The organism is Williamsia sp. SKLECPSW1 (assembly GCF_054332755.1).
Map to the genome: position 1 here is coordinate 229,264 of NZ_JBTGLI010000001.1, position 15,068 is coordinate 244,331.

Annotated in this window: 12 protein-coding genes; 4 read left to right on the forward strand and 8 right to left on the reverse strand. The window is 71.6% G+C overall.

Going from position 1 to position 15,068, the window contains the following annotated elements:
* Positions 1 to 20 precede the first annotated feature (20 nt).
* The 3 genes from ACXVUM_RS01115 to ACXVUM_RS01125 all read left to right on the forward strand — a co-directional run bounded on the left by ACXVUM_RS01115 (position 21) and on the right by ACXVUM_RS01125 (position 2,213).
* Positions 21 to 407 carry a rhodanese-like domain-containing protein gene (locus tag ACXVUM_RS01115; RefSeq protein WP_458520047.1) on the forward strand — a complete coding sequence of 129 codons (387 nt, stop codon included), beginning with the start codon at positions 21 to 23 and terminating at the stop codon, positions 405 to 407.
* Positions 408 to 696: 289 nt separating this feature from the next.
* Positions 697 to 1,716, forward strand: coding sequence for a DUF6745 domain-containing protein (locus ACXVUM_RS01120; RefSeq protein ID WP_458520048.1), 1,020 nt, complete (start codon positions 697 to 699; stop codon positions 1,714 to 1,716).
* 47 nt (positions 1,717 to 1,763) lie between these two features.
* Positions 1,764 to 2,213, forward strand: coding sequence for a hypothetical protein (locus tag ACXVUM_RS01125; protein WP_458520049.1), 450 nt, complete (start codon positions 1,764 to 1,766; stop codon positions 2,211 to 2,213).
* A gap of 74 nt (positions 2,214 to 2,287) precedes the next feature.
* Here the strand turns inward: ACXVUM_RS01125 and ACXVUM_RS01130 are convergent, their stop codons facing one another.
* The 6 genes from ACXVUM_RS01130 to typA are packed head-to-tail and all read right to left on the reverse strand — an operon-like array spanning position 2,288 to position 10,855.
* Positions 2,288 to 3,055 carry a hypothetical protein gene (locus ACXVUM_RS01130; RefSeq protein WP_458520050.1) on the reverse strand — a complete coding sequence of 256 codons (768 nt, stop codon included), beginning with the start codon at positions 3,053 to 3,055 and terminating at the stop codon, positions 2,288 to 2,290.
* A 19-nt stretch (positions 3,056 to 3,074) separates the two neighbouring features.
* Positions 3,075 to 5,687 (reverse strand): bifunctional FO biosynthesis protein CofGH, encoded by a 2,613-nt coding sequence (locus ACXVUM_RS01135; protein ID WP_458520051.1) that lies wholly within the window; start codon positions 5,685 to 5,687, stop codon positions 3,075 to 3,077.
* Positions 5,677 to 6,051: a facilitated glucose transporter gene (locus ACXVUM_RS01140; protein ID WP_458520052.1), complete on the reverse strand. Its 375-nt coding sequence runs from the start codon at positions 6,049 to 6,051 to the stop codon at positions 5,677 to 5,679. Before ACXVUM_RS01140 ends, ACXVUM_RS01135 begins: the two co-directional genes overlap by 11 nt.
* On the reverse strand, positions 6,038 to 6,979 hold the full coding sequence (gene mshB / locus ACXVUM_RS01145) for an N-acetyl-1-D-myo-inositol-2-amino-2-deoxy-alpha-D-glucopyranoside deacetylase (protein ID WP_458520053.1): 942 nt from the start codon (positions 6,977 to 6,979) through the stop codon (positions 6,038 to 6,040). The genes ACXVUM_RS01140 and mshB overlap by 14 nt, the downstream gene beginning before the upstream one ends.
* Positions 6,976 to 8,904, reverse strand: a complete 1,929-nt coding sequence (locus ACXVUM_RS01150) for an ABC transporter family substrate-binding protein (RefSeq protein ID WP_458520054.1) — start codon at positions 8,902 to 8,904, stop codon at positions 6,976 to 6,978. Before ACXVUM_RS01150 ends, mshB begins: the two co-directional genes overlap by 4 nt.
* Before the next feature lie 40 nt (positions 8,905 to 8,944).
* On the reverse strand, positions 8,945 to 10,855 hold the full coding sequence (typA, locus tag ACXVUM_RS01155; RefSeq protein ID WP_458520055.1) for a translational GTPase TypA: 1,911 nt from the start codon (positions 10,853 to 10,855) through the stop codon (positions 8,945 to 8,947).
* 294 nt (positions 10,856 to 11,149) lie between these two features.
* On the opposite strand from typA, the gene ACXVUM_RS01160 reads away from it, so the two are divergent.
* Positions 11,150 to 12,424: a DUF4185 domain-containing protein gene (locus ACXVUM_RS01160; protein ID WP_458520056.1), complete on the forward strand. Its 1,275-nt coding sequence runs from the start codon at positions 11,150 to 11,152 to the stop codon at positions 12,422 to 12,424.
* Here ACXVUM_RS01160 and ACXVUM_RS01165 read toward each other — a convergent pair.
* Positions 12,421 to 13,443, reverse strand: coding sequence for an ABC transporter ATP-binding protein (locus ACXVUM_RS01165; RefSeq protein WP_458520057.1), 1,023 nt, complete (start codon positions 13,441 to 13,443; stop codon positions 12,421 to 12,423). The two genes, ACXVUM_RS01160 and ACXVUM_RS01165, sit on opposite strands and share 4 nt — an antisense overlap.
* Positions 13,443 to 15,062, reverse strand: coding sequence for an ABC transporter permease (locus tag ACXVUM_RS01170; protein ID WP_458520058.1), 1,620 nt, complete (start codon positions 15,060 to 15,062; stop codon positions 13,443 to 13,445). Before ACXVUM_RS01170 ends, ACXVUM_RS01165 begins: the two co-directional genes overlap by 1 nt.
* Positions 15,063 to 15,068: the final 6 nt, after the last annotated feature.

Consider the following 15,068-nt stretch of genomic DNA (forward strand, 5'->3'; position numbering starts at 1 on the left):
ACCGGCGATACTCATCTCCCATGAACGCACCCCGGACCATCGACGACCTCCTCGCCGACGCCCGCGCGCGGCTCGAGCGGGTGTCCGCCGACGCGGTCGCCGACGAGGTCGCGAACGGCGCGGTGCTCGTCGACATACGGCCCGCCGCCCAGCGCGCCGAGGAGGGCGAGGTGCCCGGCGCGCTGATCATCGAACGCAACGTCCTCGAGTGGCGAGCCGACCCGGCGAGCGACGCCCGGATCCCCGAGGCCGTCGATCACGACGTGCGGTGGATCATCCTGTGCCAGCAGGGTTACACGTCGTCGTTGGCCGCAGCCGCGTTGCAGCAGTTGGGTTTACATCGTGCCACCGATGTCGTCGGCGGCCAGGAGGCGCTGCGCGAGATCGGCTACGCGCCAACGGATTGAGGGTCCGGGTGTTGCGCCCGCCGGCATCACGTGTCACCCTTGAGCGCATGACCACAGGAAAGGCGGATCCCGCCACCGTCGCGTGAGCGCCGCACCCGTCCAGCGACCGCCTGGACCAGATCGAGTTCCGTCCTCCCAGCGCTTGCCGCCCGAGTCCGATCCGGGCGTGTGTCGTGACACCTGGCTCGCCCGCGCCACATCCACCGACCCGGCCGATCGTCCTGTCGCGGAGTCGGCAGTCACGCAACTGTATCGATTGTCCGGGTGTCCTCCACCGGAGTTCACCTGGGTGTCGTCACCGGTCGAGGCGACGCGCCTGATGGCCGCGAACGGACTCACCGACGGCACGCTCGCGATCGACCGGCAGACCATCGACAGCACGCAGGCACGCATCGCGCACCTGCTGTCCACGTCACGCGCTCGGATAGGCGCTCGGATCGCCCGGGAAGATCGCCGGACGCTCGGCTGGTGGCAGATACGTCCCGGTGAGGGACCTCCGTCGACGTTCGCGCCGTCGGATCACGGCATCAGTCCGAGATCGATTGTCCGAGAACATCTCCTGGAGCCGCTGCGGACGAGTGTGCGCGATGGCGTGGCCGCCGCCATCCGTGGTCTGCTTCCCCCGTCGGTCGGTGCGGTGACCTGGTACGGGCAGCACGAGGCCAACCATGTCGCCCACCACGACTTCTGGCGGCGGTCGGGGCTCCTCCGATACGCACCCGAGGACGACGACGTTCTCGACCTGCTCGTCGCACTCGCCGGCGCCACCGGGTGGTGGTGGGCCTTCGCCGACGTCTGCGTGATGGCGGAGAGACCGACGGCGGTGCACATGGAGCCGATCCCGAATCAGCGTCACGGCCGGCGCAGGTTGCACAACGACGACGCACCTGCCCTGCAGTTCCGCGACGGCGCAGCTGTTTTCGCAATCCACGGAACCGTGGTCCCGGCGTGGGTGATGCAGGAGCCCGATGTGGAACGCATCGCCCGAGAGCGCAACGTCGAGGTCCGCCGATCTGCGATCGAACGCATCGGGTGGGACAACTACATCGACGCCGCAGGTCTCGCACTCATCGACCGCACCGAGGACCCCGGCAACGCCGGGAATCCGCTGTCGCTCTACGCGGCACCCGACGGCTGGGGTCGGCCCGAGCGAATCCTGCTGGTGGTCAACGGTTCCGTCGAGCGTGACGGCCGGAGAAGACGATATGGACTACCGGTGCCGCACTGGTCGCAGTCGGCCCTCGACGCCGCGGGCTGGACCTACGGGATCAGCGGCTCCGACTACGCCCAGCTGCTCCGCAGGACATGAGCTCCCGCCCCACTCCGTTCCCATCCCCACGACACAAGGTGCCCCACATGGATGTCATGACCCTGTCCACACTCTCCGACCTGTCCGGACTCGCCGTCCTCGACCACCTCGACCGATCGGTCTCCATCCCGGTGATCGACGGGCTGCAGGCGCAGGGCGATCTCATCGTCGTCCCTCATCGACTCCTCGCCGGCGCGGTCACCACAGGTCCGTGGACGCGTTCTCAGCCCGTGTCGATGGACGGTGTCGAGCTGTTGCGCAGCGCGGCGGGCGGGAACCCGCACAGTCTCGTGTCCGAGGAGGGGACCTGCATGTGGTCGACTCCTGTGCGTGACACGCGTGGACTCGCCCTCGGCATCCTCGACACCGACGTCGTCGCGTACCTGATCCACCCCGAGCACGGGGCGACCGGCATCGCACCCGGCCGCTACGTCATCGGGCGCCAGCGTGAGCGCGGCCCCGCGACCGGTCTCGGCCCGCAGTTGGTGGCCGACTGAGATGTCGCACCACGCCGCTCGGCGGCGTGTTTGCGCCCGCTCGGCGGCGTGTTTGTGCCCGCTCGCCGGTGGGGTCAGACGTGCACGGGCGCGCGGAGACTGGCGGTCGCGGCGTCGGCCGCGCGGGACAGCGCGGCCCGCTCCCCCACGTAGTCGGCGACGGCCCCCACGACGGGCAGCTTGCTGAGCAGTCGCCACGGCTGCTTCGGCTGCGGACGGTGTGCGAGCACATCGGTGATCGACCGCAGCAACCCGACCACCGACCACACCGACCGGACCAGGTCGAGAGGCGACGAGATGTGCACACCGTGCCGGGCGGGCAGCCTGTCGTCGTCCTCTGCGGCGAGCAGACGCCGGGAGTCGACGACCCGATCGCACAGCAGCGCCGCGAGCTGGTCGGTCTGGTCGTGGCGGTCCCGCACACCGTGGACGCGCTGGACGGCGCAGATGATGATCGCCTGGTGGGCGAAGCCGATCAGATCCTGCAGCGGCAACCTGTCGGCGAGCACCCCGAACACACCGGGGTAGGCCACCACGACGGTGCCGAGCGCACCGACGCGGTCGACCCACCACGCGGTCCGCTGGTCGACCGTCCACCTCTCCCACCGCGCGGTGCCGGGGGCACCCGTCTGGTCGGTGACCCACACGATCGCGTGTGCGACGTTCGCGAGCAGCGAGTCGTCCTCCGAGGAGGGGTCGGCGCTGCGGGTCGCCCGCTTGAGCCCGAGCAGATCGATGTTCTCGAGCACGTCGAGCACCGGGTTGACGATCCCGGTCGCGGCGTACAGGACTCGCGCGACGTCGCGGTCGGAGATGGTCTGCTGGACGGATGCAGGGGCCACGGGCGGTGTTCCCTCTCGGTCAGGCCGCCGACTCGCGGCGGGCGTGGACGGTGGTGCGTTCCCGTGCAGGACGGCCGATCTCGGTCGCGATCGCGCGCAGCTCCGCGACGGTCTTCTCCGACCCGTGCTGCGAACCCGCCATCCGCGAGATGGTCTCCTCCATCAGCGTGCCACCGAGGTCGTTGGCACCACCGCGGAGCATGACCTGTGTCCCGGCGGTACCCAGTTTCACCCAGCTCGTCTGGATGTGCGGGATCCTGCCGTGCAACATCACCCGCGCCAGCGCGTGGACGGCACGGTTGTCGCGATGCGTCGGACCGGGCCGTGACGCTCCCGCGAGGTAGAGCGGTGAACTCTGGTGCACGAACGGCAGCGGGACGAACTCGGTGAAACCGCCGGTGCGATCCTGGATCCCGCGCAGCACGTTGATGTGGCCGACCCAGTGGTGCGGTGCGTCGACGTGGCCGTACATCATCGTCGAACTCGACCGCAGGCCCACCTCGTGCGCGGTCGTGACGACGTCGATCCACGTCGCCGTGGGCAGCTTGCCCTTCGTCAGCACCCAGCGGACCTCGTCGTCGAGGATCTCCGCGGCGGTACCCGGGATGGTGTCGAGGCCGGCCTCACGCAGGGCGATCAGCCAGTCGCGCACACCCACGCCCCCGCGCGAGGCACCGTTGACGATCTCCATGGGCGAGAAGGCGTGCACGTGCATCGACGGCACACGGTCCTTCACCGCGCGGACGAGGTCGGCGTACCCCGTGACGGGCAGCTCGGGGTCGATCCCGCCCTGCATGCAGACCTCGGTCGCGCCGGCGACGTGGGCCTCCCACGCGCGGTCGGCGACCTCGCCCGCCGACAGGGTGAACGCGTCGGCGTCGCCCTTGCGCTGCGCGAACGCGCAGAAGCGACAGCCGGTGTAACAGATGTTGGTGAAGTTGATGTTCCGGTTGACGACGTAGGTGACGTCGTCGCCGACCGCGTCGTGGCGCAGCGCGTCGGCCAGGGAGGCGAGCGCGTCGAGTCCGGGCCCGTCGGCGGTGGCGAGCGCGAGGTAGTCGGCGTCACTGCACCCGGCCGGGTCGCGTTCGGCGTTGCGCAACGCGGTCGCGACGTCGGAGTCGAGACGTTCCGGCGCCGACGATCCCGCCAACGCCAGCACCTGGTCGCGGACGGTGTCCCAGTCACCGAAAGCGCTGTTCAGGTCACTGCGGGTGTCGGTGGCGCGGCCGTCGGTGTCGATCTCGGTGTTGAGGTCGACACGACCCGACGACTGCCAGTCCTCGTCGGGCTCCTGCCATGGGCGTCCCTGCGGGAGGACGTCGGCGGCGAGGCCCGTCGTGGGGTCGGCCAGGGCGCGCACGTGCGCGGTGACCCGCGGGTCGATCCACGGCTGTCCGGCGAGGACGTACCGCGGCTGTGCGGCGATCCGTTCGGTCAGGGTGAAACCCGTGTCGCCCGTGATCTGCGCGAGCGCGTCGAGGTCCGGCCAGGGCCGCTCGGGGTTCACGTGGTCGGGGGTGACGGGTGAGACACCACCCCAGTCGTCGACCCCGGCGGCGACGAGCGCAGCGCACTCGGCGGCGGAGACGAGGTTCGGGGGTGCCTGGATCCGCATCGACGGCCCCATCAGGATGCGCGTGACGGCGACGGTCGCGACGAACTCGTCGATGTCGGCGTCGGGGGCGTCCCTCATGGCGGTGTCGTCCTTGGCGCGGAAGTTCTGGACGATCACCTCCTGCACGTGGCCGAAGGCCTTGTGTGCGGACCGGATGGCGAGGATCGACTCGGCGCGTTCCTGTCGCGTCTCCCCGATCCCGACGAGGATGCCGGTCGTGAACGGCACCGACAGGCGGCCGGCGTCCACGAGGACGCGCTGCCGGACCTCGGGGTCCTTGTCGGGGCTGCCGAAGTGGCACTCGCCGCGATCGGTGAACAGCCGACGCGACGACGTCTCGAGCATCATCCCCATCGAGGGTGCGACGGGCTTGAGGCGCGAGATCTCCTCCCAGCTCATGACACCGGGGTTGAGGTGCGGCAGCAGTCCGGTCTCCTCGAGCACGCGGATCGACGCGGCCCGGACGTAGTCCAGTGTGGAGTCGTAGCCGCGTTCGTCGAGCCACTGCGCGGCCTCGGGCCACCGGTCCTCGGGGCGGTCGCCGAGGGTGAACAGCGCCTCTTTGCAGCCCAGTTCGGCGCCGCGGCGGGCGATGTCGAGGATCTCGTCGATCTCCAGGTAGGCGCCCTGCCCCTCGCGGGCGAGCTTGCCCGGGACGGTCACGAAGGTGCAGTAGTGACACCGGTCGCGACACAGGCGGGTGACCGGGATGAAGACCTTGCGGGAGTAGGTGATCTGGCCGGCGCGGTCCTCCGCGGCCAGCCCGGCGTCGCGGACGCGGGCAGCCGAGGCGCACAGGTCGATGAGGTCGTCGCCGCGCGCGGCGAGCAGAACGGTCGCCTCGTCGACGTTGACGGTCGCCCCGTCGCGGGCGCGTCGTAACGCGCGACGCATCGCAGCGGGGGTCGGCGGGGCGGGATGCGCCGCGGCCGGGAAGGACGGGGTGGGGAGGACGACTCCGGGGTCGCCGGGTGTGTCGCCGGGGGTGCTCGTCACCCCACGATCATGCGCCATCGCCGCGACGGGGGCTCGCGGGTCCCCGTCGGATCCACGAAGTCACCACCGGGGCACCCACCCCGAACACCACCAGGAGCAGCGTCCGCCAGTCGGCGTAGAGCAGGACGTCCCCGCCCGGGCCGCCGAGCAGACCGGCACACACCGGCACCAACCAGGCGATGAGCGGGGCGTAGCGCACGGCCCCGGCGGTGATCTCGGTGGCGACGCGGACGAACCAGGCGATCAGCAACCCGCCGACGATCGCGGTGACCGGGACCGGCACCGTGCCGGCGTAGACGTTCAGGAACGCCACCGACAGCACGCCGACGACGAGACCGTCGAGGGCGAGCATCGCGAGGACGAGGCGGTCATCCCAGCGCATCGGAGACACTCTCGTCGGCCGTCGACCGGGCGGACGTCCCGGGCCCGATGCCGGCGAACAGATCGCGCTCGCGCCCGCCGGCGTCGGGGTGTGCGGTGCCGCGGACGAGGACGAAGTGCTCCTCGTCGGGGATCGGCTGGAGGATCTGGTTCGACAGCGCGTACTCGCGGCGGCTCGGGGAGACGGTGATCTGGGTGGCGTGTGCGGCCATGGCGTCCACCTTGCGCTCGCGGACCGCGCTGATGTCGACGGCGGTGGTGATCTCGTCGTCGGGACAGCTCGGCAACTCGCCGTCTTCGGGCATCCGCCATCCGTCCGGCGCCCGGGCCGCGGCGTCGGCCAGACCCTCGGTGACGGCACTGCGTTCGCTGACCGACCAGTAGTGCTTGGCCACCGACCACCCGCGGTCGGACGCGGCTGCGACGGCCTCGGTGGTGATCCGGTGCACGCCCACGTGGTCGGGATGACCGTAGGTGCCGGCGGGGTCGTACCCGATGACCACCTGGGGACGTCGGGACACGATCAGATCCGTCAACAGGTCGACCGGTTCGTCGCCCGCGCGGGTGAACGCCCGGGGGTTGCGGGCCGCCGGGGACCCGGCCATGCCGGAGTCGCGCCACCGTCCTGCCCCGCCGAGGAAGAACGGCTCGAGACGCCGCCCGGGCGGACTGAGGATCTCGAGCGCGCGGGTGAGTTCGAGGATGCGGTAGCCGCCGAGCTGATCGGCCCCGCCGTCGGCGACGAGCTGCGCCCAGCGCTGCCCGATCACCTCACCCTCCTCCCCCAGAGTGCAGGTCACGACGGTCACCTCGGCACCGGCGTCGAGATACCGGGCGATCACCCCGGCGGTCTGGATGGACTCGTCGTCGGGGTGCGCGTGCACGATCAGCAGGCGTCGGGCGGCGGTGCCCCACTCGTCCTGGGTCACTGCGGCGCGACCTCCCACGATCCGACGGCGCCGAAGATGCCCGTCCCCACCGGTCCCGTCAGCGGCACCTCACGCACGCCCGGCCCGATGGCGGTGATCATCGAGTCCTCGAAGACCGGCAGGCGGACGGCCTGGGCGGAGACGATCTGCTGGGCCGCCCGCAGGTCCGCGGTCGGGTCGGCGGCGGTCAGCGCGCGGTCCGCGATCCCGGCGAGCGTCGGATCGCACAGTCCGGAGAGGTTGCTCGGGTAGCGGTTGTCGTCGCCGTCGGACTGCGGGCGGGTGGTCGTCGAGGTGGGCGCGGCCGTCGTCGGGGTGGGCACGCGTGTCGTGGCGCTCGGACCGCCCGCGGCACCACTGCTCGACGGTGTCGTCGACGTCGCGGGTGCGGGGTCACACGACGTGGTCGAGGCCAGCCGGGTGGCGGGTGAGACGGCGGCGTCGGACCATCCGACGACGAGGTCCACGTCGGGGTCGGTCAACGCGGGGCCGTAGAGATCGGGCGCGGACAGCGCGGACACGTCGGTCGCGATCCCGGCCGATCGCAACTGGTCGGAGACGGTGTCCGCGGCCGCGCGGGTGCGGACGTCACCGGCCACGACGCCGATCCGCACCGTGAGTGTGGTGCCGTCGCGCTGGAGGGGCACCACGCCGACGGGCAGTGAGGCCGGCGCCGCGGACCCCGCGTCGGGGGCGCTGGTGGGTGTCGTGGTCGTCGGTGCGGCCTCGTCGGCGGGCGGCGCCGAGGTTCCCGGGGTCCCGGTACCCGACGGCTTCGTCGACGCCGTGACCGCCGCCGACGGCGTCGGACGCCATCCGGCACCGGCGAGCAGACCGCTGATCGTCGTGGCGTCGGGACGATCGCGGTCGACCGGGTAGTACCCCGGGTCCGAGGGCGCCAGCACCGGGTTGGCCACCGGCGTCACCACCGACTCGCCCGCGGCGGCGTCGGTGACGACCTGCGGGTCGACGATGCCGAGGATCGCGCGACGCACCGCGGGATCGGACATCACCGACGTCCGGGTGTTCGCGGTCAGTTCGAGGACGCGTCCGACGGGGGTACGGCCGACGACGACACCGGGGATCGCGTCGAGTGCACCGGCGGTGGCGGGGCCGCCGGCGAGCGCGACGACACCGGTGTCGCCCGACCGGACGGACTCGGCGAGTTGGGTGGCGGTGCCGACGCGACGCAGCACGATCTGGTCGACCACGGCCGGCGTCCGCCAGTAGCGGTCGTTGCGCTGCATGCGGACCTCGTCGCGACTGGGGTCGATCACCGTGATCGTGTACCGCCCCGCCGAGACCGGCAGTCCCGAGTCCATCCCCGACTGGAAGCCGTCGGGCACACCGCGCAGTACGTGCGACGGCAGCATCGCCGAGAACAGCTCACGCCACGCCGGGTAGGGCGAGCGGAACCGGACGACGGCCTCCTTGCCACCGGCCCGCGAGGCGACGTCGTCGACGAGGCGGTATCCGGCCGGCGCGACCGTGCCGGGCTGACGCGACATCTGCTCCCACAGGTACGAGAAGTCGTCGGCGGTCACCGGCAGCCCGTCGGACCACTGCGCGTCCTGGGCGATCCGGTACGTGACGGTGAACGGCGCCCGCGAGGTCACCTCCGCGCCGGTCAGCACCGCCGTGTTCATCTGCAGCTGCACCCCCGAGGGCGTCGCCACCGGGACGAACGCACTCGGCAGGGTGGCCGCGGCGACCGCCGTGGTCACCGGACTCTGATCGGCCAGCAGGTGCGGGTTGAGACCCACACCGATGCTGTCGGTGGCGACCTGGATGGTCTGTCCCTGCGCCGTCTGCGTGGGTGTCGCCGGCGCCGCCGACTCCTGCACCGGCGGCGGCGGATCCGCCGTGCAGCCGGCCACGACGACCGCGACCAGCCCGAGCGCTGCCACGCCCAGACCGCCGCGCATCCGCGTCCTCACGCTCGCCCTCGTCATCGGCCGGGTGAGATCAGCCCACGCTCTGGTTACGGGCCTTGGCACGTGCGCGTTCGCGTCCGCGGGTGGTCGCGTCCAGATCGACCTTGCGGACACGCACGACCTCCGGCGTCACCTCGACGCACTCGTCGCCGGCACAGAACTCCATGGCGGCCTCGAGGTCGAGCTGCATCGGCTTGGCCAGGGTCTCCATCACGTCGGCCGACGACTGACGCATGTTGGTGAGCTTCTTCTCGCGGGTGACGTTGATGTCGAGGTCCTCCTGGCGCGGGTTGATACCCACCACCATGCCCTCGTACGTGTCGGCGCCGGGCTCGACGAAGAACGTGCCCCGGTCGGCCAGCTGGATCATCGCGAACGGCGTGACGGTCCCGGCCCGGTCGGAGACGAGCGAGCCGGTGTGGCGGGCCCGGATCTCCCCGGCCCACGGCGCGTACCCGTCGAACACCGCGTTGGCGATGCCGGTGCCGCGCGTCTCGGTGAGGAAGTCGGTGCGGAACCCGATGAGGCCGCGCGACGGGACGATGAACTCCATGCGCACCCAGCCGGTGCCGTGGTTGGTCATCTCGCCCATGCGGCCCTTGCGGGCGGCCAGCAGCTGGGTGACGGCCCCGAGGTACTCCTCGGGGACGTCGACGGTGAGGTGCTCGAACGGCTCGTGCAGCTTGCCGTCGATCTGTCGGGTGACGACCTGCGGCTTTCCGACGGTGAGCTCGAAGCCCTCACGGCGCATCTGCTCGACGAGGATCGCCAGTGCCAGCTCGCCGCGGCCCTGCACCTCCCACGCGTCCGGGCGGCCGATGTCCAGCACGCGCAGCGACACATTGCCGACGAGCTCGGAGTCGAGCCGCGACTTCACCATGCGGGCGGTGAGCTTGTGTCCCTTGACGCGGCCGACCAGCGGCGAGGTGTTGGTCCCGATGGTCACCGAGATGGCGGGCTCGTCGACGGTGATGCGAGGCAGCGCGACCGGGTTCTCGGGATCGGCGAGGGTGTCGCCGATCATGATCTCCGGCATGCCCGCGACGGCGACGATGTCGCCGGCGACGGCGGACTCGGCCGGGGTGCGTTCGACGCCCACGGTGGCGAGAAGCTCGGTGATCTTGGCGCGCTCGGTGACCGGCTCGCCGTCGACCTCGCGCATCCACGCGATGGTCTGCCCCTTGCTCAGGCGACCGTTGTGGATGCGGACCAGTGCGAGCCGGCCGAGGAAGGCCGACGCGTCGAGGTTGGTGACGTGGGCCTGCAGCGGCGCCTCGACATCGCCCTTGGGCGGCGGGACGTAGCTCATCAGCACGTCGAAGAACGGGTCGAGGTTGTCGCCCTCGGGAACGCTGCCGTTCTCCGGTGCGACGGTGCTCGCGATACCGGCACGACCCGATGCGTAGAGCACCGGGAGGTCCAGGGCGAGCTCGGCGGCCTCGGCGGCCTCCTCGTCGACGTCGGAGGCGAGATCGAGCAGGAGGTCGTGGCTCTCCTCGACGACCTCGGCGATGCGGGCGTCGGGGCGATCGGTCTTGTTGACCAGCAGGATCACCGGCAACGACGCCGCGAGCGCCTTGCGCAGGACGAAACGGGTCTGGGGCAGCGGGCCCTCGGAGGCGTCGACGAGCAGCACCACGCCGTCGACCATCGACAGACCGCGCTCCACCTCGCCGCCGAAGTCGGCGTGACCCGGGGTGTCGATGACGTTGATGATCACCTCGGTGCCGTCGGGCTGGATCCGGTGCACCGCGGTGTTCTTCGCGAGGATCGTGATGCCCTTCTCGCGCTCGAGGTCACCGGAGTCCATCACCCGGTCGACCATCTCCTCCCGCTCGGCGAACACGCCGGACTGGCGGAGCATCGCGTCGACAAGGGTGGTCTTGCCGTGGTCGACGTGCGCGACGATCGCGACGTTGCGGAAGTTCTGGACAGCGTTCACAAAAGTCCTTCTCCGAAGGGGTTCACTCCGAGGCGTTCTCTGAGGTCGACAGGGCACTACGCGGGCACGACGAATCCGGCCGACCGCGATGTGGCCGGATCAAGGGTATCGGGTCCGGTCGAGAGACAGCCGTCACAGCGCCTCGTAACGATCCGGTGACCGTTCGGCCGCGATCGTCGTCGGCCCGGTCGGAGGTCCGATCGCTCGGTCATGATCGTCTCGATCATTCGTCCCACCAGTCACTCACGTCACTTCCGACACAGTGCTCCGGGACCCGGACAGGAGGAATCCCGGATGCGGCGCAGCCACAGCGTCACCCTGACCACCGTGCTGACGCTGGCGACGGGTCTCGTCGCCGCCGTGACGGCGGCGGCACCGGCGAGCGCGTCCCCGTGCGGGAACTCCGGGATCCTCGGGTCCAGTCTCGACAGCCTCGTCGGGAGGGCCTTCCCCGGCGCCTTCGGCAGTTCCGGCGGCCTGCTCGGCCGGTCCAGCGCGCAGGGCGACCTCCCGGACCTCGGGGCGGGGCCCACCCAGACCGTCCGCTGGATCACCGGCCCCCGCTCGCCGAACCACACCGACAGCCGGTTCGGCATCACGGGGACCGACCTCGGCATCGCCTGGGACAACGGATCGGGTCAGACCCTGATGGCGTTCGGCGACACCTTCGGCGAGTGCAACGCCCCCACCCAGCAGTGGCGTCACAACGTCGTCCTGCGGACGAACGACACGGACCCGTCGAACGGCGTCGACATCCCGGCCGGTGTGCCCGGCGACGTCCGTTCGGGCGCATCGGTGTCGGCCGCGTCGCCCCGGTTCGCCCAGGGCGCGCTGCCCGCGGTCGGCGTCAGCGGCGTCGAGATCACCACCATCCCCACCGCGGCGATCGCCATCGACGGTGTGCAGTACATGAACGTCATGTCGGTGCGGCAGTGGGGCGCACCGGGACGCTGGGTCACGAACTACTCGATCATCGCCTCGTCGCGGGACAACGGGCAGACGTGGTCGACCGATCCGCGGACCATCCGGCTCAACACCCCCGTGTCGGTGCCCGGCGTCGAGCAGATCGACGACAGCAACGGCAAGTACCAGGTGAACGCCTACCTGCGGGGTCGCGACGGCTACGTCTACCAGTACGGCACCCCCAACGGACGCTTCGGCGCGGCGTTCCTGTGCCGTTTCCTCCCGCAGGACATCCTCGACCTGACGAAGTACACCTACTGGGACGGCAAGGGCTGGTCGCCGGACACCACGAAGTCGGAGAAGGTCCTCACCGAACCGGTCGGCGAGATGTCCGTCGCCTGGAACGACCGGCTGCAGCGATACGTCATGCTGTACGGCCGTGAGACCGACGGCACGCTGGTGCTGCGGACCGCGACCGCACCCCAGGGACCGTGGAGTGCGCCGGTGACGCTGCTGTCGTCACGACAGTCCGCCGGGGTCTACGCGCCGTACATCTACCCGACCTCCGGTGGCGACGGCCGCTACCTGTACTTCACCGCCTCGCGCTGGCTCGACTACAACGTGATGATGCTGCGCACGGACCTGTCGCAGCTGTCGCTGGGTTAGCCGGGCCACGGCCCGACGACCGCGACGCGATCGGGGTCGAGCGCGACGGTGATCTCGTCGTCGATCGAGACCCGTGTGGCCGACACCGCGGCGACCCGCAGGCCGTCGGCGGTGCGGACCCGCAGGTGCCGGTCGTCGGGCAGCGCCGCGACCGCCTCGACGCGGACGGACACTCCCCCGGGCGCCCTGACGACCGATCGGGCGCGCAGACCGAGCAGGCACCGATCGGCCGGCGAGGCCCAGCCGACGTCGACCGGGCCGAGCGGCGTCTGCGCGACGCCGTCGACGACCTCGGCCGACAGGAGCGTCGTACAGCCGATGAACCGCGCGACGTCCTCGCTCGCGGGCCGACGCCAGACGTCGTCGGGAGAACCCTCCTGGGCCACCACACCGGCATCCATCACCGCGACACGGTCGGCGATCGTCGCCGCCTCCGTGTGGTCGTGGGTGACGAGCACGGTGGGTGTCGCCGTGGTGTGCAGGATGTCGGCGATGTCGACCGCGAGCCGCTCGCGCAGACGACGGTCGAGCGCCGAGAGCGGCTCGTCGAGCAACAGCAGCCGGGGACGCGGGGCGAGGGCACGGGCGAGGGCCACACGCTGCGCCTGCCCGCCGGAGAGCTGCGACACCGGGCGATCACCGAGATCGGGCAGGCCCACCAGCTCGAGCATCTCCGCGACGCGGCCGGCGACGTCACGACGGGACCACCGCCGGGCCCGCAGTCCGTAGCCGACGTTGGAGGCGACCGACCGCCCCGGCAGCAGCGCACCGTCCTGGAACACCACGCCGAAGTCCCGGCGGTGGGGCGGGACGCCGGACAGGTCCCGGCCGTCGACGCGCACCGCGCCGGCGTCGACCCGCTCGAGCCCGGCGACGGCCCGCACCAGTGTCGACTTCCCGCATCCCGACGGGCCGACGAGGGCCGTGACGGGGGCGCCCTCGGCGCCGACGGTGAGGTCGAGCCCGTCGAGCACGACAGTGCTGCCGAACCGGACCCGCAAGCCGCTGATCTCCAACATCAGAACTCGCTGCCCTCCACGCCGCGCAGCGACTCCATGATGACGACGACGACCGCGGTGGTGACGATGAGCAGCATCGACGCCGCCATCGCCGTCGCGAGGTACTGCGCGCCGGGGCGGTTCAGCGCCGATCCGATGAGCACCGGGAGCGTCGTGGTGCCCGGCCGGGCGACGAAGCCGGTCGCGCCGAACTCGCCGATCGCGATGACGAACGCGAAACCGACTGCGACGGCCAGGGATCGCCACACCGCGGGCAGGTCGACCGTGCGCCACACCCGCCACGGTCCCGCACCCAGACCGGCGGCGGCGTACCGCAGCGTGTCGGGCACGGCGGCGAGGGCGGGCGCGATGATCCGCACCACCACCGGTGCCGCGACGACGGCCTGCACCGCGGGGACCACAAACGGCGACGCCGCGACGTCGGGCGGCAGCGCGGCCAGCACGATGAGATAGCCGAACCCCACCGTCACCGCACTGACCCCGAGCGGCAACAGCGTGAGCCCGGAGGCGACCGTGCGAGCGGGGCCCCGCGACCGCTGCAGCGCGACGGCCGCCACCAGACCGACGACGACGGCGATCACGGTGGCCCAGGCGGCACTGATCACGCTGCTGCGCAGGGTGTCCAGGGGTGTCTCGCCGTTCACCGGAGCCGCCAGCGCCCGGTACCCCTCGAGAGTCCAGGTGCCACCGGAGGTCGGACGTACCGACCGCAATGCGACCACGACGAGCGGCCCGACGAGCACCAGCAGACCCCACGCCGCGGCCCCGATCGCCGCGGCCCGGCGGAGCGGGGTCCAGGTCGGGTGCACCCGGGCCCCACCGGCGACGGCCTGCGTGGTGGGCGTGAGCACCCGGGTGAGGACCACCGCGACGACGACCACCACGATCTGCAGCATCGAGAGCGCGACCGCGGCGGGGATGTCGAAGTAGCCGACGGCCTGGGTGTACACGGCCGTCTCCAGGGTCTGCAGACGACCTCCACCGAGGATCACCACCACGCCGAAGCTCGTGGCGCAGAACAGGAACACCAGTGACGCGGCGGAGACCGCCGGCAGCAGGAGACGCGGCGCGACCACCGTCAGGAACGCCCGCGGCCCGCTCGCGCCGAGAGTGCGCGCCGCCTGCTCGGCACGAGGGTCGAGGGCACGCCACGCCGCCCCGACGACGCGGACGACGACGGCGACGTTGAGGAACGCGTGCGCGGCGAGGATCGCGATCACCGAGGTGTCGAGGCCGAGCCCGCCCAGTGGCCCGCCCGGCGAGAGGAGGGCGCGGAACGCGATGCCGACGACGACGGTCGGCAACACGAACGGCACGGTGACGACGACCATCAGCGGCGTCGACGCCCACCGCGGGGCGACGGTGACCAGCCAGACGAGGGGTGCGGCGACGACGATCGTCAGGACGGTCGAGGCGGCCGCCTGGGCGAGGGTGAAGCCGAGCAGTCCCCAGGCGTCGGTCCGGTCGAGCAGGGCTCCGAGTCCGGCTCCGTCGGAGCTGGTGACGGCGCGGTGCACGAGCGCGACGACCGGCCACACGAAGAACACCGCGAGGAACAGCAGGGGCAGCGTCGCGAGGAGTCCTCCCCCGAGTCGCGCGCGTCGTGACGCGGCCGGCACTGCGTC